The following is a 22,719-nucleotide window of genomic DNA, read 5'->3' as shown; positions in this document are numbered from 1 at the left end:
ACGCCAGCCCGGGGGGTATTCCATGAAGCTTTAGTTGCGCAGGTGTTGCTCTATTCACGCAGGTGATAGTTACTTCCTGTTATATCGCTAACATTAATTCTACTTTCTATAAATTTTTCAGGCAGGTAAAAAGTCTGAATTCAGGTGTCAGAAAAGTCTCAGACCAGGGCGATGCCGGGGAGAGCCCGGCAAAGCGGCGGTAAGGCAGAAATAAGGATCAGGGATGGTTAACGATATCGACGGCTAAACCGCACTGGGTTAACTGGTTGCGCACTGCATCATTGAGATTATCATCGGTGATAATGCGATTGAAGCGCCCTATCGGGCCGAGCGGATAGGGATGAACCACGTTGAATTTCGAGCTATCGCTGAGCACAATCGCTTCACAGCCCTTTTCAAGCACCGCGTTGACCACGTCAGCACGCATCATATCCCGTCCGGTAAATCCGGTTTCAGCCTGCCAGCCGTCAATGCCAATAAAGGCCTTGCTGAAGTGGACCTGCTGAATAAACTGGCGGGTTAGCGGACCCACCATACTTTCACTGCGCTTTTGATAGATCCCGCCCAGCAGGATGACTTCTCCGGGCGTCTCTTTCAGCAGATGCGCAATATAGCTGCTGACGGTGATGATAGTGATATCGCCGCGTTCGGCAAGCGTACGGGCGAGCAGGGCGTTGCAGCTCCCGTTTTCGATAAACACCGTTTCCCCGGACGAAACGAGCGTAGCGGCCCGCGCAGCCAGCTCTCGCTTAATGGCGAAGTTGGTCATCATGCGGGTTTCCACATCTTCACTATCCAGCGGAACGGCGAAGCCGTGGGTACGCCGCAGGTAGCTCTGTTTCTCGAGTGAATTCAGATCCTGGCGAATGGTGACTTCAGAGACACCGGTCATCTTCGCGAGATCGGCCACGCTCATACGGCCTTTATCGATGACCATTTGCAAAATACTTTGTTGTCGGGCGTTCATAGCAACTTCGCAGTTAAGGGCTATTTGGGCGCGATCGGCCCTGGATGGCCGATGGCGACGATGAAGATTATCAAATTTCCCACGGCGCTTTAGGCTGACCGGGTTTATTTTCCTGCTCGTCGCTGGAAAGCGCCTGCAGTTCAGCTTTCAGAATTTCCAGATTATGGATTGCGGAGTGATAATCCCCGGCAACCAGAATATCCAGCACGGTATCGATTCGTTGGGCGAGCAGGCGGGCATTCAGATCTGACATGGCGTTATCCTGGTTACAAATGTGAATAAAATCAATGATGCTAAAAACGGATGAAAAAGAGAAGCGAAAAAAACGCACAAACTAACTCATCTACAATGATTCGTGGGCAACGCGCAGAAAAACAACGGGAAGGGCTAAAATGCGGCTCCATATAAGGGAGCCGCACAGGTGAACTATCAGGCGGCTGGACGCGCAATCACGCTACGGGTTTCCATGCGCACTTCGGCAATCGTGACGTCGATAACATCCGTGACTTTGTAGACGACTTCGCCTTTGATCTGCACGGTGCCGTTTTCCTGGCTGCACACCAGTTCATCGCGCACGGCGTGAAGGAACGGCGCCGGGATAAAGGCAACCGCGCCGTTATCAACCAGACGCACGCGCATGCCGCCGCGGCTGACATCGATAATCTCAGCTGCAAAACGGGTAGTGGTGCCGGCCTGCGGATTCAGATAGCGGGCGTACAGCCAGTCTCCAACATCGCGCTCCGCCATGCGGTTGAGGCGACGGCGTTCAGCCATTTGGATCGCAACGTCATCCTGCGGACGGGAGATCGCTTCCCCTTTGATAATCGCTTTCAGCAGACGATGGTTAATCATATCGCCGTACTTACGGATCGGGGAAGTCCAGGTCGCATAGGCCTCAAGACCCAGGCCGAAGTGCGGGCCCGGCTCGGTGCTGATTTCCGCAAACGACTGGAAGCGACGAATACGGCTATCGAGGAAACCAGACGGCTGCGCGTCCAGCTCGCGACGCAGCTTGCAGAAGCCTTCCAGCGTCAGCACTTCCACCGGGTCAACGTGCACATCGTGAGTCTTCAGTAAGGCCGCGAGCTGCTCGGTGTTGGCCGGATCGAAACCGGTGTGGACGTTATAAACGCCGAAACCGAGTTTGTCGCGCAGCACGCGGGCGGCACAGATGTTGGCGGCAATCATTGACTCTTCAACGATGCGGTTGGCGATACGACGCGGTTCGGCGACGATATCCAGCACTTCACCTTTGTCGCCAAGCACAAAGCGGTAATCCGGGCGGTCCTTGAATACCAGCGCGTGGTTTTTACGCCATTCGCTACGACGCAGGCAGGCCTCCTGCAGCAGCTTAATTTGCTGGGCGATAGTCTCGCTTCCCGGCTGCCAGCCACCGTTATTTTCCAGCCAGTCGGAAACATCATCGTAGGCCAGCTTCGCTTTCGACTCGATGGTCGCCGCGAAGAACTGAATATCATCTTCGATGGTGCCGTCATCCGCGAGGATCATGCGGCAGGCCAGAACCGGGCGAACCTCGTTGGGGCGCAGAGAGCAGAGGTCGTCCGAGAGCTCGCGCGGCAGCATCGGAATGTTGAAGCCCGGCAGATAGTTGGTAAAGGCGCGAATTTTCGCCGTGTTGTCCAGCTTGCTGCCTTCGGCAATCCACGCGGTCGGATCGGCGATAGCGACGGTCAGATGCAGCTTGCCGTCAGCGGTTTGCTCAACGTACAGCGCATCGTCCATATCTTCGGTGCTGGCGCTGTCGATGGTCACGAAAGCCAGGGCCGTTAAATCACGGCGTTCCAGACCTTCATCAAGCATCTCGGTCGCCACGCCGTCCGGCGCTTCTTTTTCCAGATTATGACGCGCCAGGGTGACCCACCATGGAACGAAATGATCGTCGCCGTAGGTAATGTACTGGGTGAGCTCAGCGTAGAAACCGCGGTCGCCTTTCAGCGGATGACGGCGCATTTCGGCAACGGCCCAGTCACCCTCTTTAAAATCATGCTCTACGCCGCGCGCGGCGCGGCAAGGAATGGCATCTTTCAGCAGCGGATGGTCAGGAACGATGGAAAGACGATCGTCTTTCTTATGAACTTTGCCGACAAAACGCGTCAGGAACGGCTCAACCAGTTCTTCAGGCTCAGCGCTTTCGCGTTCCTTTTCAGTATTGACCACGGCGATAATACGATCGCCATGCATCACTTTTTTCATTTGCGGCGGCGGAATGAAATAGCTTTTCTGCGAGTCGACTTCGAGGAAGCCAAATCCTTTTTCCGTCCCCTTAACGACCCCTTCAACGCGCGGAGTCTGGGAATGCAGTTGCTGTTTAAGCTGCGCTAGCAGCGGGTTGTCCTGAAACATAATTTCGTATTTTCGTGGCTAAAAGAGCGGCTGACATTTTTACGCGAATATGCCTGCCGCAGCAAGCGCTGTTTCAGCATTTTACGTCTCCTGACGTACATTCCCGAGGGCGATTTTCAGCCGATTCATCCAACCGCACAGCCCGCACCAGGCGAGTAGATCGATAGCCGCGCTACGGGAAAGCCCGTAATCAGTGAGGGGAGTTAGCTGGGCGGCGCTGAAGCGGTCGGGCGCGCGGGTCAAAAGCTGTACGGATTGTAGAAGCTGGCGTTCCATTGACGGGTTGTCTCCCCATGGCTGGACGCCGGATTCATTACCACGCAAAGCGTCCGTGAGATCGGCTAAATCTGGACATCGCGAGGCCCACGCGTTAAAGCAGCTGATGCTGCCATTAATTCGCGCAGCGATCAGTGCCACCTGCGCGGCGAACGGTTGCCGATCGCTGAGGTGGGTCAGGAGCTGTTCCAGCAGAGCCAGAGGAGGTTCCTGAGCCGCCAGCAGCGGGGCCAGTTCAAACAGGCCCGGATGTTTTCGCCAGTTCGCTAAAAGAGACTGGCGCTCATCGTCGGCATAGCGTAAGTCCGCGTCGTCAAGTCCTGGCTGCCAGTCACTCTCCCTCGCGACGAAAAGCGCTTCCGGGGCATCTTCCTGCTGCGGCATGCCGGGGATCCAGCGCACCGGGTAACCCAGCGCGGCATGGAAGGCGGCGATAGCGCGGGCCTGGAAGCTGATAAAGCCAATAATCTGATTGATAAGGATAATATCGCGACTGGTCAGGCCGACTTCGTCCAGCTGGCTGCGGGCGAGCGCGTTGATCAGCGAAGGAGAGCTCGCGAGCTGACGCGCATACTGGGTAATTTGCGCCAGACGACGGTTGCTCTCACGCGAGGAGTCCGGGCCGGGAAGCGGCGCCAGGCGAGCGGCGTAGTGATTACACAGGCGCTGTACGCCATAAACCTGGGCGACGGTCAGCGCCGTACTTAGCCGGTCATAGGCGCTAAATGTCTGTAGACGGTTAACCGTCACTGACGCGGGAAAGAGGGCATCTGCCAGCCGACGGGCCGGCGTAAGCCAGCGCGCATGCGCCTCGAGCAGCTCCCGGGGGAGAGTCAGATCGAGTAGAAAACGATCTTCGACATGGGCGGCTTCAGGGACGAGCGGCAATACATCCACCGGGCAGATTGTTGACTGGGTCTCATGATACCAGTGGTTTTTGCCGTTAACGCGGCGTTGCTCCATGGGCGTTCCTTGTTCGGTATGTGGCAAACCGCCGTTTCGCGGTCATGCTATGCGGAACTATCCTGGCTTAACCCTGGAGCGGGAGAAAATATTGATCCGTGCTAACAAATAGCGGATTGGAATAACAGAAGGAAAGCGCGGGGGAAATACCCCTCCTCGCGGGCGCGAGGAGGGTAACGAACTTATTTCAGTTCCAGCTCGTTCATGGCGGCGATGCTGAAGCCGCCGTCAACGTGAACGACTTCGCCGGAGATGCCGGCAGACAGGTCGGAGCACAGGAATGCTGCGCTGTTGCCCACGTCTTCAGTGGTGACGGTGCGACGGATCGGGGTGACCGCTTCGCAGTGCGCCAGCATCTTACGGAAATCTTTAATACCGGAAGCCGCCAGGGTACGGATCGGACCGGCAGAGATGGCGTTAACGCGAACGCCTTCCGGGCCCATGGCGTTCGCCATGTAGCGCACGTTAGCTTCAAGAGAGGCTTTCGCCAGACCCATCACGTTGTAGTTCGGGATGGCGCGCTCTGCGCCCAGGTAGGAGAGCGTCAGCAGGGCGGAGCCCGGGTTCAGCATACCGCGGCAGGCTTTCGCCATCGCCACAAAGCTGTAGGCGCTGATATCGTGAGCGATTTTGAAACCTTCACGAGTGACCGCGTTAACGTAGTCGCCGTCCAGCTGGTCTGCCGGCGCAAAGCCGATAGAGTGGACGAAACCGTCGAACTTCGGCCACACTTTTGCCAGCTCGGTGAACAGAGATTCGATGCTCTCATCTTCCGCGACATCGCACGGCAGGACGATATTAGAGCCCAGCGCGGCGGCAAATTCTTCCACACGACCTTTCAGTTTTTCGTTCTGATAGGTGAACGCCAGTTCAGCCCCTTCACGGTGCATGGCTTGCGCGATGCCGTAGGCGATGGACAGTTTGCTGGCAAGGCCAGTCAACAGAATGCGCTTACCGGAAAGAAAACCCATAGCTTTTAATCCTTATCGTTATTGCGTATTTTTACTTTAACAATCATTTGGTTAGCATTGTTATTTCAAAATAACTCAAATTTAGCCGGGAATTATATCCCACTGACGACCCCTTGTGTCACGATATTTTTCTGCCATTCGCCACGTCATATCGCGCTTTGGCTACCGTGTATACAAGAGTATACCATCGGATATGACGGCGACCTGGCGCTAGCGCCGTGCAAATTACGCCTCGGTTTATTTACCGTCTTTACGCCAGGCATCGGCAGTCAGCGCCTCGCCGAAATGACCGGCAATCAGGCGTTTTGTCAGCTCGTGCAGCGGAGACGCCAGAACGTCGGCGGTGCTGCCGCGTTCGACCACTTCGCCCTGATGCATCACCAGCACCTGATCGCTGATGTGCTTCATCATACCCAGATGCTGAGTCACGTAAATGTAGGAGATACCCTGTTTTTCCTGCAGCTCCAGCATCAGGTTTATCAGCTGCGAGCGCATTGACATATCCAGCGATGCCAGCGCTTCATCGCAGACGATGACCTTCGGACGCAGGATCAGCGCGCGCGCCAGGCCCAGACGCTGTTTCTGTCCCGGCGCCAGCATATGTGGGTAGTAGCTGACGTGGTCCGGCAGCAGGCCAACCATTCGCAACGTTTCGATAATCTGCTTCTGCCGCGCCTCGGGTTCAAGGTCGGTATTCAGGCGCAGCGGAAAATCGAGGATTTGCGAAATACGCTGCCGAGGATTGAGCGAGGTCGACGGATCCTGAAAGATCATGCGAATTTTCTGGCTGCGGAAAGAGTAATCGCCAAACGCCAGCGGGCGATCGTCAATCAGCAGTTCGCCGGTACTGGGTTCGACCATTCCGGCGAGCATTTTTGCCAGCGTTGACTTGCCGGAGCCATTCTCGCCGATAATCGCCAGCGTCTGGCGCTCGCGCAGGGTAAAGCTTAACGGCTTAACCGCCTCCACCGTTTGCCGATGAAACCAGCCGGTGCGGTAGCGAAAGGTCTTACTCAGATTGCGCACTTCAAGCAATGTTTCGACCATTTCACTCTTTCTCCATGTTCAGCGGGAAATGACAGGCATAGAGGTGGTTACGGGCGCCCACCAGCCGGGGCGTTTCGATACATTCGCGCTGGGCATAGGGGCAGCGCGGCCCGAGCCGGCAGCCGATGGGCAGCTGTTCGAGCAAGGGGATCGCCCCCGGCAAGGTGTTGAGCCGACTCTTGTGCGGCATGGCGCTGCCGAAATCGGGAATCGCCCGAATCAGCGCCTGCGTGTAAGGGTGATGAGGAATCGTCACCAGCTCTTCGCTCGGCGCGGTTTCCACCGTCTGCCCGCAGTACATCACGTTGATTTTGTCCGCCCATTTACTGAGCATCTGCATATCATGACTGATCAGCAAAATGGTGGTGTTGTTGTTTTGGTTCAGCCGCGTCAGCAGGCGGATGATTTGCGCCTGCGTCGTGGCCTCCATGGCGTTGGTCGGCTCATCGGCGATCAGCAGCCGCGGCTGGTTAGCCAGCGCGATGGCGATCATGACCTTCTGGCACTCTCCGTCCGTCAGCTCGTAGGGGAAGCTGCGCATCGCATCTTTATGGTCTTTGATTCCGACGCGGTGCAGGAGCTCGATGGCGCGCCGCTTGCGCCAGCCCAGGCGCTGCCACCAGCGGCCTTTAAAGGTCCAGCCGGGAATATTCTGCGTTAATTGCTGGCCGATCCGTTCGGAAGGGTCGAGACAGGATTGCGGCTCCTGAAAAATCATTGAGACGTTGTGGCCCACCAGCTTACGCCGCTCGCGCACCGAGAGACGCAGCAGATCGATGTCGTCGAAGCGCATGCGGTCGGCGGTTACCCGCCAGTTGTCCTTGGTGACGCCGCATATCGCTTTAGCTATTAAGCTTTTGCCGGAGCCGGACTCCCCGACGAGGCCGCGTATTTCCCCCTCGGCGAGAGTCAGGCTGACGCGATCGACGGCTTTCACCCAGCCTTCGTTGGTCTTGAATTCAATGGTTAAATTACGGATGTCGAGTAACGGCATTATTCCACCCCGGCGATGATGGCGCGGCGGATCCCGTCGCCCAGCAGATTAACCAGCAGGACGCTTATCATGATTGCCGCACCCGGCAGCATCACCGTCCACGGCGCCACGTAAATCAGCTCCAGCGCGTCGCCGAGCATCGCTCCCCATTCGGGGGAAGGCAGTTGAGCGCCGAGATCGAGGAAGCCCAGCGCAGCGATATCCAGGATCGCCATCGACAGCGCGCGGGTGATCTCGGTGACCAGGCCTGAGGTAATATTCGGCAGCACCGCGAACCATAAAATATTCAGCGTCGAGGCCCCGTCAAGGCGGGCGGCGATAACGTACTCTTTTTCCAGTTCGTCATGCACCATGCTGTAGACCGAACGCACCATCCGCGGCAGAAGCGCCAGCCAGACGGCGAACATCGCGTGGCTGAGGTGCGGCCCGGCGAAGGCGACCACGATAATGGCCAGCAGCAGGGACGGGATCGACAGCAGCGTGTCAAGAATATGGTTCATCACCGCCGACCGCAGGCCGTGGGTAGAACCGGCAATCACGCCAAGCACCAGTCCCAGCAGGGCGGCGCCCAGCGTCACCACAAACGCGCCGCCGACCGTCGGCGCCGCGCCGCTCAGCAGGCGGCTCAGGACGTCGCGACCGAGATCGTCGGTACCGAGAAAGAACGACACTTCGCCGTACCGCGACCAGGACGGCGGTAGCAGCTGGTAGCCGAGAAACTGCTGATCGATGCCGTAAGGAGCGAACCAGCCGCCGAAAACGCACAGCAGCGCCAGCGCCGCACAGCCGTACAGGCCGATCATGGCGGTCGTATCGCCGTAGAATTTTCGCCATACGGTGCGCAGCGCACCCGGCGGGCGCTTCTCCAGATAGACGCTATCGTAGGGCATACCATTCCTTATGTTTCAGTGGGTTAGCCATAGCACCCAGAATATCGGATATCACGTTCACAATAATCACCAGCGCGCCGATGACCATCACGCCCGCTGAGATCGCGGCGTAGTCCTGTTGGCGAATCGCGTTAATCAGCCAGCGGCCCAGCCCCGGCCAGCTAAAGACCATTTCGGTAATCATCGCCAGCGTTAGCATGGTGGAAAACTGCAGTCCCAGGCGCGGGATCACCGGCGGCAGGGCGTTGTGCAGGACGTGGCGGTGTAAAATCGTCCGCCGCGATACGCCGCGGGTGGCGGCGGCTTTGACATAGTTGGTGTCGTATACTTCGCTGGTGCTGATACGCATCAAACGGATCACTTCCGTCGTCGGCGCTACCGCCAGGGTTAGCACCGGCAGCACCATGTGGCGCGCCGCGCTGACGATCATTTCATGGCGCCACGGAGAGTCGGATAGCCATGCGTCGATCAGCGCAAAGCCGGTGACCGATTTCACTTCATACAGCAGATCGAAGCGCCCGGAGACCGGAAACCAGCCCAGGGTAAGGGAGAAAAACAGGGTCAGCAGCAGCGCCAGCCAGAAGACGGGAATCGAAAAGCCCAGCAGCGCCAGGGCGCTGATCAGGGTATCTTGCCATTTGTTGCGCATAATGCCCGCCAGCATACCGACGGGGATCCCGACCACCAGCGCGAAGCCGAAGGCGAGGATACAGAGCTCCATGGTGGCGGGAAAGACCTCTTTAAGCTGCTCGGAAATCAGCTGACCGTTGATGCTGGAAACGCCGAAATCCCAGTGCAGCACGCCCTCAAACCAGAATAGCCAGGCGTTCCACAGCGAGGCACCCTGCAGCGGCGCGTGGGGCGTAAAATAGCTCAGGCTAAAACCGACAAAGGTCAGCAGGAAGAGGGTAATCAGCAGCAGCAGCAGGCGACGTAGAGTAAAAATAATCATGGTTTTTTCACCTCGTCTTCTTTTTCCCGCGAGACGCCTGCGAAAGAGGCGTTGCCAAACGGGCTCAGCACCAGGCCTTTCATGTCGTAACGATAGGCCTGCAAACGCAGGGAGGAGGCCAGCGGCAGCACCGGCAGTTCATTGGCAAGAATGCGCTGCGCCTCTTTATAGGCCTCAATGCGCGAGGCTAGCTGCTGCGAAGTGAGCGCCTTTTGCAGCACCTCGTCGAATTCGCGATGACACCAGTGAGCATAGTTGGTTTGTGAGGTAATCGCCGCGCAGCTCAAAAGCGGACGGAAAAAGCTGTCCGGATCGTTACTGTCCGTTGCCCAGCCGGACAGCGTCAGGTCATGACTCATATCCATTAATCTGGCCTCCTGGAAGCGACCTTCTACCGGCACAATAATCACCTTCACGCCAATTTGCGCCATATCCGCCTGAATAAGCTCGGCGGTTTTCAGCGGGCTGGGGTTCCAGGCCTGCGAGCTGGTTGGCACCCACAGCTTAAGCGTTAGATTTTCCAGCCCCAGGGCTTTCAGCCGGGCTCGGGCTTCCGCGGGGTTATATTCGGTGATCCTGGCGTCGTTATCGTAGGCCCAGGAGGCGCGAGGCAGCATAGACGCGGCGGTTTCCGCGGTGCCGTAGTAGATCGACTGCATCAGGCGCTGATTATTGATGGCCAGCGCCAGCGCATGGCGCACCTCAGGATTATCGAGCGGCGGCTTAGCGGTGTTAAACGCCAGCCAGGCGATGTTCATTCCCGGGCGCAGGGTCAGGCGCAGACGCGGGTCGTCACGCAAAATAGAGAGCTGGCTTGCGGCGGGCCAGGCCAGCACGTCGCACTCGCCGGTCAGCAGTTTTGACAAGCGGCCGGTGCCGCCGGAGCCGAGGTCGACCACCACCTGCGGCATCAGCGGTTTACCGCGCCAGTAGGCCGGATGGCGCTGCAGGCGAATGTACTGACCGCTGCGATACTCCTCCAACTGGAACGGACCGGTGCCGACCGGTTGCCGGTCGATCAGTTCCTGGCGATCGTTCTGCGCCAGCTTCGCGGCATACTCTGCCGACATCACCGAGGCGTAGTGGGTGGCCAGATGCCACAGGAACGAGGCGTCCGGGCGTTTGAGGCGAAACTCGACGGTATGACTATCCAGCTTACGCACGCTTTCCACGCTGTCGGCAAACTGTAAGCTATCGAAATAGGGAAAGCTGCTGCCGTTAACGTTGTGCCACGGGTGGTCGCGATTAAAAATGCGGCCAAAGGTGAAAATGACGTCATCGGCATTAAAATTACGGGTCGGTTTGAACCAGGCGGTGGTCTGAAAAGGCACGTTGTTGCGCAGGTGGAAGCGGTAGGTTGCGCCGTTGTCCAGCACCTCCCAGCTTTCTGCCAGTTCGGGAACCAGGCGATAAGTATAGGGGTCGACGTCAAGCAACCGGTCATAGAGCTGGGCGGCCAGGGTATCGACAATCAGGCCGCTGCTGACCTTTTGCGGGTTGAAGGTGTTGACCTGTCCGCTCACGCAATAAACGAAGCCGCTATCGCGAATATCCGCGTGCGCAGGCAGCGCTGGCGCGGCAAAAGCTTGCCCGTACAGCATACATACCGCTGCCAGGAGAGAAGACAATTTCAGGCGCATAGTTTCTTTTTGATTATAGAGCAAGGCTCTATCTTATTAATATTAAATAACATTTACCACCACCTTATTGCTCATGGAGATAATATAAGCGAGGGCTGCGTCGGTTATTTGACCAACTGATTCAAATTCATACTGCTTATTAACTTCGAGTATACCTCGTAAATCATCCGACGTTTGTCATCAGGCAAGCGAGGGGTTGAGCAAAGCGTATTTTCGATTCATCTGCCGCACGGCTTGAGGAAGCTATGGGTATTGAGCATGGCGCTTATTTGCGTCGAAGCCCCGATATCCGCCACATGGTATCTTTTTATTGGCGGTTTCTCCAGCCAGCCGTGGCTGTACGGCTGGCTGGCGGTCGAGGCGCTACAGGGGAAGGAGTCGGTTATAGCGGGCGATGTAATCTTTGGGATTAATTTCCAGCTTTTCGCCATCGTGATGGTGGGCAACATAAGTACGCAGTACCAGGCCGCTGTTTTGCGGCGTAATTGTCCAGCCCTGTTGACGATATGCATCTTCGGTTGAGCGGATAAGCAGGTCCGAAAAGATCATCATGACCGAGAGCGCCGGCGCGCGGTGGCTTTTCATGGTATGGACCAGGCTGACGTGCGCCGCATAGCGGCCGAGCGTTGAAGGATTAACCGGAATCATCTTTATTTTCAGTCCATTGAGTCATGATGCGCTGATGATAGTTCACATGAGGATATCTTGCTAGTTACAATTTTTTAACCCCATGCGAACGGGCTGCCGCGCAAGCAAAAGCTATTTTTCACGGCACAGGCCGCTTGCAGAAAGAAGCAGGGTAGTGACGCTGTCACTTTTCAATCGCCGAGCGGCGTGAATTCATAAAGCGCCAGCGCATTGCTCTCCAGCGAATCGACAAGCTGCCAGCGGTCGCTATCCGGCGTCTCTTCACTGACGCGCAGCGCCGGACGCGCTCTGTGCATCAACCAGCGATAGTCCTCATCGTCCGGGCCGCTTTGGCTGCGAAAGGCCTCAAACAGCGGGAAGAGCGCGCCATGGTGCCGATCGAACAGATGATGTTTGATTCGCCAGCGTCCTTCAAGGCCGAGCAGGCGCACGCTCCAGGGCTGACTAAAGCGCTGGATAAACGCCTCCTCGCTGGAAAGCCAGGGATTGAAAACTACCGTGTTGCGCAGCAGTAGCTGATAATGGCCGTTATGGCGCAGCAGCAGCAAGTTCTTGTCGTTGATCACCACCTCGCCCCGCAGCCTGCGCCACAGCCATAGCACCCAGTAGACCGGTCGCGGCAGACCGTGGAGATAGTGCAGCGCCAGGCTGGAAGTATCCAGCTTGCCGTTGGCGCGGGCTTCCCCCTGCAGCCCTGAATTCAGCCAGAACCCCGCGAGCCAAACCTGATCCGCCAGTCCCAGCAGATTATCCATCAGCAGCGCGCCGCGAAAGAAACGGCCGTTGGTATCGCGGGTATCGCCGGTGAGGGTATTCCACGAGAGCAGCCAAAGCGGCAGCAGGAGCTGCCGCTGGCGCAGCGCGCTATGAAGTTTGCGCAATTTGTGTACCGGATAGTTTTCGCTGGCGGCCAGTTTCTGGCTATCCACCTGCGCGAGATCCAGCAGTTCATTAGCATCGGCCTGGCAGGCCAGAAAATCCGCCTCGACCAGCAGCGGTGAACGCAGAAGGGGATCGTCCTCCACCTGTTGAGGAAAACGGTGCCAGATCCCCAGCGCCGACTGCGGCGATAGCCTCTGCAGGATCGTCTTTTGTTGCCGCCAGGCGTGCTGGCGGGCCTCGTCGCTGGCCTGAGGGGACCAGTGCCAGACGAAGTGCCAGCTGGCGAGGGTTGCCGGCGGAAAATGGTTAGCGGACAGAGAGAGGAAACGTTGCAGCAGGTCGCCGCGGGTGGTGAGCCCGGTATGCAGTATCACCGCCAAGCCCTGGGTCGCCAGCCAGCTAAAAATGCGCTGCAGGTTATACCAGCAGGCATACCCGGCCATTTGCGGATCGTCCCAGCCGGTGCCGAACAGGCGGCTGCTGAGAAACGGATCGTGAATATCGATGGCGAATATCGGCAGCGCGTCGTGCAGCTGTTCCAGTTCGCGGCGGACATCCTCGCGCAGCAGATCGTCCAGTTCACGAACGGTAATCACCATTCGGGTGTGACGCAGCGGCGCGCCGCGCGCCGGGAGTTCGCGAACATCGAGATGGCGGGTTTGTTGGGGGCTGAGCCGCAGCGGCGGGCTATCCAGACCGTAGGTTTGCGGCGCGTTGAGCCGGGCGTACAGCCGATCGATTGACACCGGCTGCCATCGCTCGGTCTGCTGTAGGTGCGGGCGGAGAGATTCGACCGCCGTCTGCGGGTGCTGCTGGCGGAACTGGCGCGGCGTCAGGCCGTGCTCGCGTTTAAACAGGTCGCTCATCACCCGGCTGCTGGCAAAGCCCTGCTGCTGAGCGATCTGCTGTATCGATTGACGCGTCGTCGTCAGCTGCTCCGCGGCTTTGCGCAGGCGCAGCCCGGTGATGTACTGCATAAAGCTGACGCCCACCTCTTTGCGGAACAGACGCGAGAGCCAAGCCTCAGAAACAAACTCCGCGGCGGCTATCTCCTGCAGCGACAGGCGCCGTTGATAGTTGGCGTCGATTCGCGCCACCACTCTGTTAATTCGCTGGCTCCAGCGTTCGGCTCCGCGAGGCGCCTGGGCGGTGAGGGGACGGCTGAAGCGTGACGCCAGCAGGAGAGCAATTTCGCTAAGCCAGCGGTTGGCCTCCAGCCGGTAGTGGGCCTGCGGATTGACCAGACCGAGGACCAGCAGCTGGCGCATCAGGTAGCGCAGGGTGTCTTCGGCATCGCGCGTTTCGCTGCTGCTCTGGTAGGCGGAGGCAAAAAAATCGCCGTCGAGGCGGGTCAGCCATCCGGCGTTCAGCGACAGCGCCATCACGACGTTCGCCGTCTTGCTGTGCAGGCTCCAGCGGCGATGACGATTCACTATCGCCAGTTCATCGGCCTGCAGGTACCGACCCGTCTCGCCATCGCGGAGTTCGACGCTGCCCTCAAGCAGCCATAGCAGCGTCAGAGCATCGTTTTCCTGCTGGCTCAGCTGCCGGATATCGCGAACCACAACCTGAAAGTCGCCTGAATGATGCTCCACCGTCGCCTCCTGAAGACAAAAAACAGCACGTCATTTTTTGTCATAACCGTTTTGTATGAAAAACACTCATTAATAATCCGTCACTATAAAACAAAAAAGCGCATTTTAAAGCCAACAGGGATGCATAAACTCGAAAGTGTCGTGCAAACACAACACAGGAATAATAAAAATGACACACCCGATTATTGAGGCATTACAGGTTAACGAGGCGCAGTTTGTCGCGCTTCGCCGCCGTTTCCATCAGCAGCCGGAAATTGGTTTTGAAGAGCATAAAACCAGCGAAGAGGTTGCCCGCCTGCTCGGCGAATGGGGCTATCAGGTTCATCGCGGTCTGGCGGGCACCGGCGTGGTCGGTACTTTACGCGTCGGCGAGGGTAAAAAACGGTTGGGGCTACGGGCGGATATGGACGCGCTGCCGATGCAGGAGATGAGCGGCAAAGCGTGGGCCAGCCGGGTCGACGGTCGTTTTCACGGCTGCGGCCACGATGGCCATACCACCACGCTATTGTACGCCGCGGAATATCTGGCGCGCACCCGGCAGTTTAACGGCACCCTGCAGCTTATTTTTCAGCCTGCTGAGGAATTACTCTACGGCGGTCGGGTCATGCTGGAAGACGGCCTGTTTGACCAGTTCCCCTGCGATGCCATTTTTGGCCTGCATAATATGCCGGGGCAGCCGTTAGGCAGAATCGGCCTGCGCGATGGGGCGATGATGGCCTCCTCGGATACTCTCCATATTGAAGTCAAAGGGGTGGGCGGACACGGCGCGGTACCGGAGCATACCGTCGACGCCACGCTGGTTGCCTGTCATATCACCCTGGCGCTGCAATCCATTGTTTCCCGAAACATCACGCCGTTTGAACCGGCGGTCGTGACCGTGGGCAGCATTCAGGCCGGGCACGCCCCGAACATTATCAACGACAAGGTGTTAATGAAGCTCACGGTGCGCACCTTAAACGAACAGGTTCGCGAGACCGTCCTGCAGCGCATTCACGATATCGCCGTTGCTCAGGCCGAGAGCTTTAACGCCAGCGCCGCCTTAACCCACGTTAACGGCAGCCCGGTTTTAAGGAACGATCCGGCTGCCAATGAGATGGTCCGCACGGTGGCGACCGCGCTGTTTGGCGAGGCGCAGGTCGGCGAGGTGAAGCCGTTTATGGGCAGCGAAGATTTTGCTTTTATGCTCGAGCGCAATCCGAACGGCTGCTATTTCACCATCGGGGCCGGGGACGAAGCGGATCGCTGCATGGTGCATAACCCGGGATACGACTTCAACGATGCGCTGTTGCTGAAAGGCGCCGCGCTGTGGTGCGCCCTGACGGAACACTATTTGCGTTAATGTCCGCAACGAAGAGGACCCTGCTATGAGTTCTGTATCGCTAAGCGAAGCGCAGTTCGTCGGCACCGATCGTCTGCTGGCGGGTATTGTATTGAGCGTTCTGACCTTCTGGCTGTTTGCCCAGTCGGTGATTAACGTGGTTCCGGCGATGAAGAGCAGCCTCGATATTTCGCTGGAAACCCTGACCCTGGCGGTGAGCCTGAGCGCGTTATTCAGCGGCTGCTTCGTGGTCGCCAGCGGCGGGCTGGCGGATAAATTCGGCCGCATGCGCATGACTACCCTGGGCCTGATCCTCAGCATTGTCGGTAGCGCAATGCTGGTGCTCTCTCAGGGACCCGCGCTGTTCCTGGCCGGGCGCGTTTTACAGGGGCTGTCGGCCGCCTGCATCATGCCGGCGACGCTGGCGTTAATTAAAACCTGGTATGAAGGCAAAGCGCGCCAGCGGGCGGTCAGCTTCTGGGTCATCGGCTCGTGGGGCGGCAGCGGTCTGTGTTCGTTTGTCGGCGGGGCGATCGCCACCGGTCTGGGCTGGCGCTGGATCTTTGTTTTCTCCATCGCGGTAGCGCTGGCGGCGCTGTTTTTGCTGCGCGGTACGCCGGAAAGCCGCAGCGCCAGCGCGCAGCAGCATAAGCTGGACATCAGCGGCCTGCTCAGCCTGATCCTTGCGCTGGTGCTGCTAAATCTGTTTATCAGCAAAGGCCACGGCTGGGGCTGGACCAGCGCAACCTCGCTGGCGATGCTGGCCGGCGCGCTGGCATCGGGGCTGTTTTTTATCCGCAGCGGCCAGCGTAAGGGCGACGCGGCGCTGATTGATTTCGCGCTGTTTCGCAACCGGGCCTACAGCGCCGCGGTGTTGTCGAACTTTATGCTCAACGGCGCCATCGGTACGATGATGATTGCCAGCATCTGGCTCCAGCAGGGGCATCATCTGAGCCCGCTGGAGAGCGGAATGATGACGCTCGGCTATCTGGTTACCGTGCTGGCGATGATTCGGGTGGGCGAGAAGCTGCTGCAACGCTACGGCGCGCGTTTGCCGATGATGAGCGGCCCGGTCTTTACCGCGGTCGGTATTCTTCTTATCTCCTGCACCTTCCTCGATAAATCGACCTATATCGTCACGGTCTTTTTCAGCAACGTGCTGTTTGGCTTCGGCCTGGGCTGCTACGCCACCCCGTCAACGGACACCGCGGTGGTTAACGCTCCTGAGAATAAGGTAGGCGTGGCCTCGGGGATCTATAAGATGGGCAGTTCGCTCGGCGGAGCGATGGGCATTGCGGTGACAGCGTCACTTTTTGCGCTGTTTTTACCGCTCGGCATGGCCAGCGCGGCGCAGTATGCGCTGTGGTTTAACGCCGCGCTCTGCCTGGGTTCAATGGCGGTGAGCGCGCTGCTGCTTCCGCGTACAGGTCAAAGCTGATGTTTTTTCAGCAGCGCCCGCAGCTGGTGGTAGGTTAGCCCCAGCAGTTCGGCCGCCTGCTTTTGATTGTACTTCGCCTGTTCGAGGCTTCTCTCGAGCAGGCTTTTTTCTTGCTCCTGCTGGAAAGCGCGTAAATCGAGCGGCAGCGTGGGGCCAGGCGTCTTCTCCACTTCGACGGGCGTCGCCGCGTGCTGCTGGCGGAAGGGGTTAATAATAATATTATCCAGCTCGCGCTCGCTGCTGCCGTGGCGGTAGACCGAGCGTTCAACCACGTTTTTTAATTCACGGATATTCCCCGGCCAGCGGTAGTTCTGCAGCGTCATGGCGGCGCGTTCGCTAAAGCCGGGAAACAGCGGCAGTCCGAGCTCGCGGCACATCTGGATAGCAAACTGGGTGGCGAGCAGCATGATGTCGCTCTGGCGCTCACGCAGCGGCGGCAGCTGCACCACATCAAAGGCCAGACGGTCGAGAAGGTCGGCGCGAAAAAGTCCGTCTTCCACCATTTGTGGCAGGTCGGCGTTGGTCGCGCACACCAGGCGGACGTTAACCTGCAGCGGTTGGCTGCCGCCGACGCGCTCCAGTTCGCCATACTCAATCACGCGCAGCAGTTTTTCCTGTACCAGCATCGGCGCGGTGGCCAGCTCATCGAGAAACAGGGTACCGCCGTCGGCGCGCTCGAAGCGCCCCGGGTGACGTTTACTGGCCCCCGTAAAGGCGCCGGCCTCATGCCCGAACAGCTCCGAATCGAGCAGATTTTCATTGAGCGCCGCGCAGTTCAGGGAGATAAACGGCCCCTGCCAGCGGGAAGAGAGGAAGTGCAGACGGCTGGCAATCAGCTCCTTGCCGGTTCCGCGCTCGCCAATAACCAGCACCGGTTTATCGAGCGGCGCCAGTCTTGAGACCTGCTCCAGCACCTCAAGAAAGCTATTGGCCTCGCCGAGCAGGTTGTCCTTGTAATCCGCCATGATGAATTTCGCCATTTAGTAGTGTGATTCACCAGGTCACTTTAGCAATGCGCTGGCCGGATAACAACCACTTCCATTAAAATCAATAAGATAAAAACTTGGCACGGCATTTGTATTAGTCATGGCACAGGCCGGTGCCTGATACCAGAACTATGAGGATTGAAATTATGGGTATTTTTTCTCGTTTTGCCGACATCGTGAACGCCAACATTAACTCTCTGCTGGAGAAAGCGGAAGATCCGCAGAAGCTGGTTCGGCTGATGATCCAGGAGATGGAAGACACGCTGGTTGAAGTCCGTTCGACCTCGGCGCGGGCGTTGGCTGAAAAGAAACAGCTGAGCCGTCGTATTGAACAGGCCGTTGCCCAGCAGGCGGAATGGCAGGAAAAAGCCGAGCTGGCGCTGCGTAAAGAGAAAGAGGATCTGGCCCGTGCGGCGCTGATCGAAAAGCAGAAGCTGACCGACCTTATCGGCAGCCTGGAAAACGAAGCGCAGCTGGTTGATGAAACGCTGGCGCGGATGAAAAAAGAGATTGGCGAGCTGGAAAACAAACTCAGCGAAACCCGTGCCCGTCAGCAGGCGCTGATGCTGCGTCATCAGGCAGCAAGCTCCTCCCGCGACGTTCGCCGTCAGCTGGACAGCGGTAAGATTGACGAGGCGATGGCGCGTTTTGAATCGTTTGAACGCCGTATCGATCATATGGAAGCCGAAGCCGAAAGCCACCGCTTCGGTAAAGATAAATCGCTGGATCAGCAGTTCGCCGATCTGAAAGCGGACGATGAAATCAGCGAGCAGCTGGCGGCGTTGAAAGCCAAAATGAATCAAAATAACCAGTAATGTCTTCGGGCGGCACCAAGACGTGCCGCCGCCATCAGCAAGGAGTTCACATGAGCATGCTTTTTCTCGCCATCCCTTTGACGTTGTTTGTGCTGTTTGTTTTGCCGGTCTGGCTCTGGCTGCATTACAACAACCGCACCGCCAGCGGCAGCCTATCGCAGAACGAACAGCAGCGCCTGCTGCAGCTGACCGATGACGCGAAGCGTATGCGCGAGCGTATTCAGGCGCTGGAGGCGATTCTTGACGCTGAGCATCCGAACTGGAGAGAGAAATAATGAGCGGACTGGATCTGAGTAAAAAACTGTGGCGCATTCCGCAGCAGGGCATGGTGAAAGGGGTTTGCGCCGGCATCGCGCAGTACCTGGACGTGCCGGTTAAGCTGGTGCGCCTGATTACCGTACTGGCAATGATTTTTGGCCTGTTCCTGTTTGTGGTGGTGGCCTACATCATTCTTTCGTTTGCGCTGGATCCTATGCCGGAAAGCGAGCTGTATGGTGAAAAAACGCCGAGCAGCGGAGAGCTGTTGGCCGCCGCGGATAAGGAGCTGGCAACAGGGGAGCGTCGTCTGCGTGAAATGGAACGCTACGTCACTTCCGACACCTTTTCGCTACGCAGTCGTTTTCGCCAGCTATAACTGAAAGTTGAGGTTAATAATGAACATGAAATGGCAGCAGGCCGGGCAAAAAGTCAAACCGGGTCTGAAAATCGCAGGTAAGCTGGTGCTGCTCACCGCGCTGCGCTACGGCCCGGCGGGCGTCGCAGGCTGGGCGGTAAAATCCGTCGCGCGTCGGCCGCTGAAAATGCTGCTGATGCTTGTTCTGGAACCGATGCTCAGCCGGGCGGCGCAGCGGTTTTCTAAACGTCGCGGATGGCGTATGTTATGAGTGCCTAAAAACTCACTCTATCAGGATGATAAAATGCGAAAACTGCTTCTGGGTTTAGCGCTGGCCATGGCCTTACCCGTCTTCGCGGCGGAGCACTGGATTGACGTCCGCGTTCCGCAGCAGTATCAAAAAGAACACGTCGACGGGGCGGTGAATATCCCGCTGGCGGATTTAAAAACGCGGATTGCGGCTGAAGTACCGGATAAAAACGATACCATTCACGTCTATTGCAACGTTGGCCGGCAATCTGGCCAGGCTCAGCAGATGCTGAGCGAAATGGGCTACACGCAGGTGGTGAATGCCGGCGGCCTCAGTCAGATCGCCAGGCCGAAAAGCGCCAGCAAATAATCTTCAGCCCCGTCGCAGCGGGGCTATTGCACTTTATGATTAGCCCTCATGTCTATTTCCCTCGTTCTTCAGGCTCAACAGGATGGCGATGAAGCGACTCAAAACAGAATTTAATGCGCTGGTGAATCGTGGGGTTGACCGGCACCTTCGCCTGGCCGTCACCGGCCTTAGCCGCAGCGGCAAGACCGCCTTTATCACCGCGCTGGTAAATCAACTGCTCAATATTCACGCCGGGGCGCGGCTGCCGCTGCTCAGCGCAGCGCGTGAAGAACGCCTGCTGGGCGTCAAGCGCGTCCCGCAGCGGGATTTCGGCATTCCGCGTTTTACCTATGACGAAGGGCTGGCCCAGCTGTACGGTCAGCCGCCGGTCTGGCCAACGCCCACCCGCGGCGTCAGCGAAATCCGCCTCGCTCTGCGCTATCGCTCCAACGATTCGCTGCTGCGCCATTTTAAAGAGACCTCGACCCTCTACCTGGAGATTGTCGACTATCCCGGCGAGTGGCTGCTGGATTTGCCAATGCTGGCCCAGGACTATCTGACCTGGTCACGGCAGATGACCGGATTACTGCAGGGGCAGAGGGCGGAGTGGTCAGCGCGCTGGCGGCAGCTATGCGAAGGACTGGATCCGCTGGCGCCCGCCGATGAAACCCGTCTGGCGGAGATCGCCGCGGCGTGGACCGACTATCTGCATACCTGTAAGCGCGAAGGGATGCACTTCATTCAGCCGGGGCGCTTTGTGCTGCCCGGCGAAATGGCCGGCGCGCCGGCGCTGCAGTTCTTTCCCTGGCCGGACGTTGATGCCGCCGGTGAAGCTAAGCTGGCGCAGGCGGACAAACAGACCAATGCCGGAATGCTGCGCGAGCGTTTTAAATACTACTGCGAGAAAGTGGTTAAGGGCTTCTACAAAGATCATTTCCTGCGCTTCGATCGGCAGATCGTGCTGGTAGATTGCCTGCAGCCGCTTAATAGCGGGCCGCAGGCGTTTAACGACATGCGTCTCGCGCTGACGCAGCTGATGCAAAGCTTCCACTACGGGCAGCGCACGCTGTTTCGTCGCCTGTTCTCACCGGTTATCGATAAGCTGCTGTTCGCCGCGACCAAAGCCGATCACGTCACCGTCGATCAGCACAGCAACATGGTGTCGCTGCTGCAGCAGCTGATTCAGGATGCCTGGCAGAACGCGGCGTTTGAAGGCATCAGCATGGATTGTCTGGGGCTGGCGTCGATTCAGGCGACGCAGAGCGGCCTTATCGAGGTGAACGGTGAGAAGATCCCTGCGCTGCGGGGGCATCGGCTAAGCGACGGACAGCCGCTGACCGTCTATCCCGGAGAAGTGCCCGCGCGCCTGCCGGGTCAGGCCTTCTGGGAGCAGCAGGGCTTTCAGTTTGAAAACTTTCGCCCGCAGGTAATGGACGTTGATAAACCGCTGCCGCATATTCGCCTTGACGCGGCGCTGGAATTTTTGATCGGAGATAAATTGCGATGACCGAACCTTTAAAACCGCGTATCGATTTCGATGGCCCGCTGGAGGTGGAAAAGGCGCAAATTCTGAAATCCGCGCGCGCTTTTGACGGTGCCGATGCGGAGAAGTTCGCTCCTGCGCGGTTCGACGCGCCGGAAGAAGAAGAGGGCGCGGCGGAAGCGGTGGTGGAATCGGTGCTGCGACCTAAGCGCAGCCTGTGGCGAAAGATGGTCAGCGCCGGGCTGGCTATTTTTGGCGTCAGCGTCGTGGCGCAGGGCGTGCAGTGGACGATGACCGCCTGGCAAACGCAGGACTGGATCGCCCTCGGCGGCTGCGCTGCCGGCGCGCTGATCGTCGGGGCGGGCGTCGGTTCGGTGGCGACCGAATGGCGCCGGCTGTGGCGGCTACGCCAGCGCGCCCACGAGCGCGATGAGGCGCGGGACCTGATGCACAGCCATGCGGTCGGCAAAGGGCGCGCCTTTTGCGAAAAGCTGGCCCAGCAGGCGGGGCTGGATCACTCGCACCCGGCGCTGCAGCGCTGGTATGCGGCGATCCATGAAACGCAGAACGATCGTGAAGTGGTGAGCCTGTACGCGCAGATCGTGCAGCCGGTATTGGATGCGCAGGCGCGGCGTGAGATTAGCCGTTCGGCGGCGGAATCGACGCTGATGATTGCCGTCAGCCCGCTGGCGCTGGTGGATATGGCGTTTATCGCCTGGCGTAATTTACGTCTGATCAACCGCATCGCCACTCTGTACGGTATTGAACTGGGCTACTACAGCCGCCTGCGCCTGTTCCGCCTGGTGCTGCTGAATATCGCTTTTGCCGGCGCCAGCGAGCTGGTGCGGGAAGTCGGGATGGACTGGATGTCGCAGGATCTCGCGGCCAGGCTATCGGCGCGCGCGGCGCAGGGAATTGGCGCCGGTCTGCTGACGGCGCGGCTGGGTATTAAGGCGATGGAGCTGTGCCGTCCGCTGCCGTGGATCGCCGACGATAAACCGCGGCTGGGGGATTTTCGCCGCGAGCTGATCGGCCAGCTAAAAGAGACGTTGCAGAAGAGCAAAAGCGGCGCGGAAAAATAAGTCGCTTAAGCATTCCCGGCTTGCGGCGTGAACGCCTTAGCCGGGCTACCGTTTCACAGAAGGCTGTAACCTGTAGCCCGGCTACGCGCAGCGCAAGCCGGGGAGAAAAGCAGAAGCGATGATAGCCGCTTCTCTCATCGTCATTTTTCCTCTGAGCGCATAACTTTACGGCAGAAAGGCCATTTTTCCGCCATACT

Annotated in this window: 22 protein-coding genes; 9 read left to right on the top strand and 13 right to left on the bottom strand. The window is 58.3% G+C overall.

Annotation, left to right across the window (positions count from 1 at the left end):
* Positions 1-217 precede the first annotated feature (217 nt).
* The 12 genes from ABLU87_RS03345 to ABLU87_RS03290 form a co-directional block, all read right to left on the bottom strand.
* On the bottom strand, positions 218-967 hold the full coding sequence (locus ABLU87_RS03345; protein ID WP_014229018.1) for a DNA-binding transcriptional regulator YciT: 750 nt from the start codon (positions 965-967) through the stop codon (positions 218-220).
* Between the two features lie 70 nt (positions 968-1,037).
* Positions 1,038-1,220, bottom strand: coding sequence for a hypothetical protein (locus tag ABLU87_RS03340; protein ID WP_004121231.1), 183 nt, complete (start codon positions 1,218-1,220; stop codon positions 1,038-1,040).
* A 176-nt stretch (positions 1,221-1,396) separates the two neighbouring features.
* Positions 1,397-3,331: an exoribonuclease II gene (locus tag ABLU87_RS03335; protein WP_032749434.1), complete on the bottom strand. Its 1,935-nt coding sequence runs from the start codon at positions 3,329-3,331 to the stop codon at positions 1,397-1,399.
* An 81-nt stretch (positions 3,332-3,412) separates the two neighbouring features.
* Complete coding sequence (locus ABLU87_RS03330; protein ID WP_048261850.1) at positions 3,413-4,570, bottom strand: carboxymuconolactone decarboxylase family protein; 1,158 nt, start codon at positions 4,568-4,570, stop codon at positions 3,413-3,415.
* 182 nt (positions 4,571-4,752) lie between these two features.
* Positions 4,753-5,541, bottom strand: a complete 789-nt coding sequence (gene fabI / locus ABLU87_RS03325; protein ID WP_004121225.1) for an enoyl-ACP reductase FabI — start codon at positions 5,539-5,541, stop codon at positions 4,753-4,755.
* Between the two features lie 237 nt (positions 5,542-5,778).
* Positions 5,779-6,588: a putrescine export ABC transporter ATP-binding protein SapF gene (gene sapF, locus ABLU87_RS03320; RefSeq protein ID WP_004850180.1), complete on the bottom strand. Its 810-nt coding sequence runs from the start codon at positions 6,586-6,588 to the stop codon at positions 5,779-5,781.
* Between the two features lies 1 nt (position 6,589).
* The gene (gene sapD / locus ABLU87_RS03315) at positions 6,590-7,582 is read right to left on the bottom strand and encodes a putrescine export ABC transporter ATP-binding protein SapD (protein WP_004850183.1); all 993 of its coding nucleotides are present in this window, start codon (positions 7,580-7,582) and stop codon (positions 6,590-6,592) included.
* Positions 7,582-8,472: a putrescine export ABC transporter permease SapC gene (gene sapC / locus ABLU87_RS03310; RefSeq protein WP_004139490.1), complete on the bottom strand. Its 891-nt coding sequence runs from the start codon at positions 8,470-8,472 to the stop codon at positions 7,582-7,584. Before sapC ends, sapD begins: the two co-directional genes overlap by 1 nt.
* Positions 8,459-9,424, bottom strand: a complete 966-nt coding sequence (gene sapB / locus ABLU87_RS03305; protein WP_004850191.1) for a putrescine export ABC transporter permease SapB — start codon at positions 9,422-9,424, stop codon at positions 8,459-8,461. Before sapB ends, sapC begins: the two co-directional genes overlap by 14 nt.
* On the bottom strand, positions 9,421-11,064 hold the full coding sequence (gene sapA / locus ABLU87_RS03300) for an ABC transporter substrate-binding protein SapA (RefSeq protein WP_048261852.1): 1,644 nt from the start codon (positions 11,062-11,064) through the stop codon (positions 9,421-9,423). Before sapA ends, sapB begins: the two co-directional genes overlap by 4 nt.
* Before the next feature lie 363 nt (positions 11,065-11,427).
* Positions 11,428-11,712, bottom strand: coding sequence for a hypothetical protein (locus ABLU87_RS03295; protein WP_004850195.1), 285 nt, complete (start codon positions 11,710-11,712; stop codon positions 11,428-11,430).
* A gap of 170 nt (positions 11,713-11,882) precedes the next feature.
* Positions 11,883-14,189 (bottom strand): helix-turn-helix domain-containing protein, encoded by a 2,307-nt coding sequence (locus ABLU87_RS03290; protein WP_064381451.1) that lies wholly within the window; start codon positions 14,187-14,189, stop codon positions 11,883-11,885.
* 169 nt (positions 14,190-14,358) lie between these two features.
* Between ABLU87_RS03290 and ABLU87_RS03285 the strand changes: the two genes are divergently transcribed.
* Both ABLU87_RS03285 and ABLU87_RS03280 read left to right on the top strand, forming a co-directional pair.
* On the top strand, positions 14,359-15,528 hold the full coding sequence (locus ABLU87_RS03285; RefSeq protein ID WP_032719778.1) for a M20 aminoacylase family protein: 1,170 nt from the start codon (positions 14,359-14,361) through the stop codon (positions 15,526-15,528).
* A gap of 25 nt (positions 15,529-15,553) precedes the next feature.
* Positions 15,554-16,945 carry an MFS transporter gene (locus tag ABLU87_RS03280; protein ID WP_004850201.1) on the top strand — a complete coding sequence of 464 codons (1,392 nt, stop codon included), beginning with the start codon at positions 15,554-15,556 and terminating at the stop codon, positions 16,943-16,945.
* Here ABLU87_RS03280 and pspF read toward each other — a convergent pair.
* Positions 16,936-17,925, bottom strand: a complete 990-nt coding sequence (gene pspF, locus ABLU87_RS03275; protein ID WP_014838225.1) for a phage shock protein operon transcriptional activator — start codon at positions 17,923-17,925, stop codon at positions 16,936-16,938. The two genes, ABLU87_RS03280 and pspF, sit on opposite strands and share 10 nt — an antisense overlap.
* Positions 17,926-18,077: 152 nt before the next feature.
* Here pspF and pspA point away from each other — a divergent pair, with 152 nt between their 5' ends.
* The 7 genes from pspA to ABLU87_RS03240 all read left to right on the top strand — a co-directional run bounded on the left by pspA (position 18,078) and on the right by ABLU87_RS03240 (position 22,522).
* The gene (pspA, locus tag ABLU87_RS03270) at positions 18,078-18,746 is read left to right on the top strand and encodes a phage shock protein PspA (protein WP_004121203.1); all 669 of its coding nucleotides are present in this window, start codon (positions 18,078-18,080) and stop codon (positions 18,744-18,746) included.
* A gap of 50 nt (positions 18,747-18,796) precedes the next feature.
* A complete protein-coding gene (pspB, locus tag ABLU87_RS03265; protein ID WP_004101459.1) occupies positions 18,797-19,021 on the top strand; it encodes an envelope stress response membrane protein PspB in 225 nt (74 codons plus the stop codon).
* Complete coding sequence (gene pspC, locus ABLU87_RS03260) at positions 19,021-19,380, top strand: envelope stress response membrane protein PspC (RefSeq protein WP_025106993.1); 360 nt, start codon at positions 19,021-19,023, stop codon at positions 19,378-19,380. Before pspB ends, pspC begins: the two co-directional genes overlap by 1 nt.
* A 19-nt stretch (positions 19,381-19,399) precedes the next feature.
* A complete protein-coding gene (gene pspD, locus ABLU87_RS03255) occupies positions 19,400-19,630 on the top strand; it encodes a phage shock protein PspD (RefSeq protein WP_004101464.1) in 231 nt (76 codons plus the stop codon).
* Positions 19,631-19,663: 33 nt separating this feature from the next.
* Positions 19,664-19,978, top strand: coding sequence for a thiosulfate sulfurtransferase PspE (gene pspE / locus ABLU87_RS03250; protein WP_014229028.1), 315 nt, complete (start codon positions 19,664-19,666; stop codon positions 19,976-19,978).
* An 88-nt stretch (positions 19,979-20,066) separates the two neighbouring features.
* Positions 20,067-21,464, top strand: coding sequence for a YcjX family protein (locus ABLU87_RS03245; RefSeq protein WP_014229029.1), 1,398 nt, complete (start codon positions 20,067-20,069; stop codon positions 21,462-21,464).
* A complete protein-coding gene (locus ABLU87_RS03240) occupies positions 21,461-22,522 on the top strand; it encodes a YcjF family protein (RefSeq protein ID WP_064381449.1) in 1,062 nt (353 codons plus the stop codon). The genes ABLU87_RS03245 and ABLU87_RS03240 overlap by 4 nt, the downstream gene beginning before the upstream one ends.
* Positions 22,523-22,719 lie beyond the last annotated feature (197 nt).

The sequence above is a fragment of the Klebsiella sp. CB_Kp196 genome (assembly GCF_040061575.1).
GTDB lineage: Bacteria > Pseudomonadota > Gammaproteobacteria > Enterobacterales > Enterobacteriaceae > Klebsiella > Klebsiella michiganensis.
Note: the sequence above shows the minus strand (reverse complement) of the source record. Positions and strands in the feature narration are given on the sequence as shown.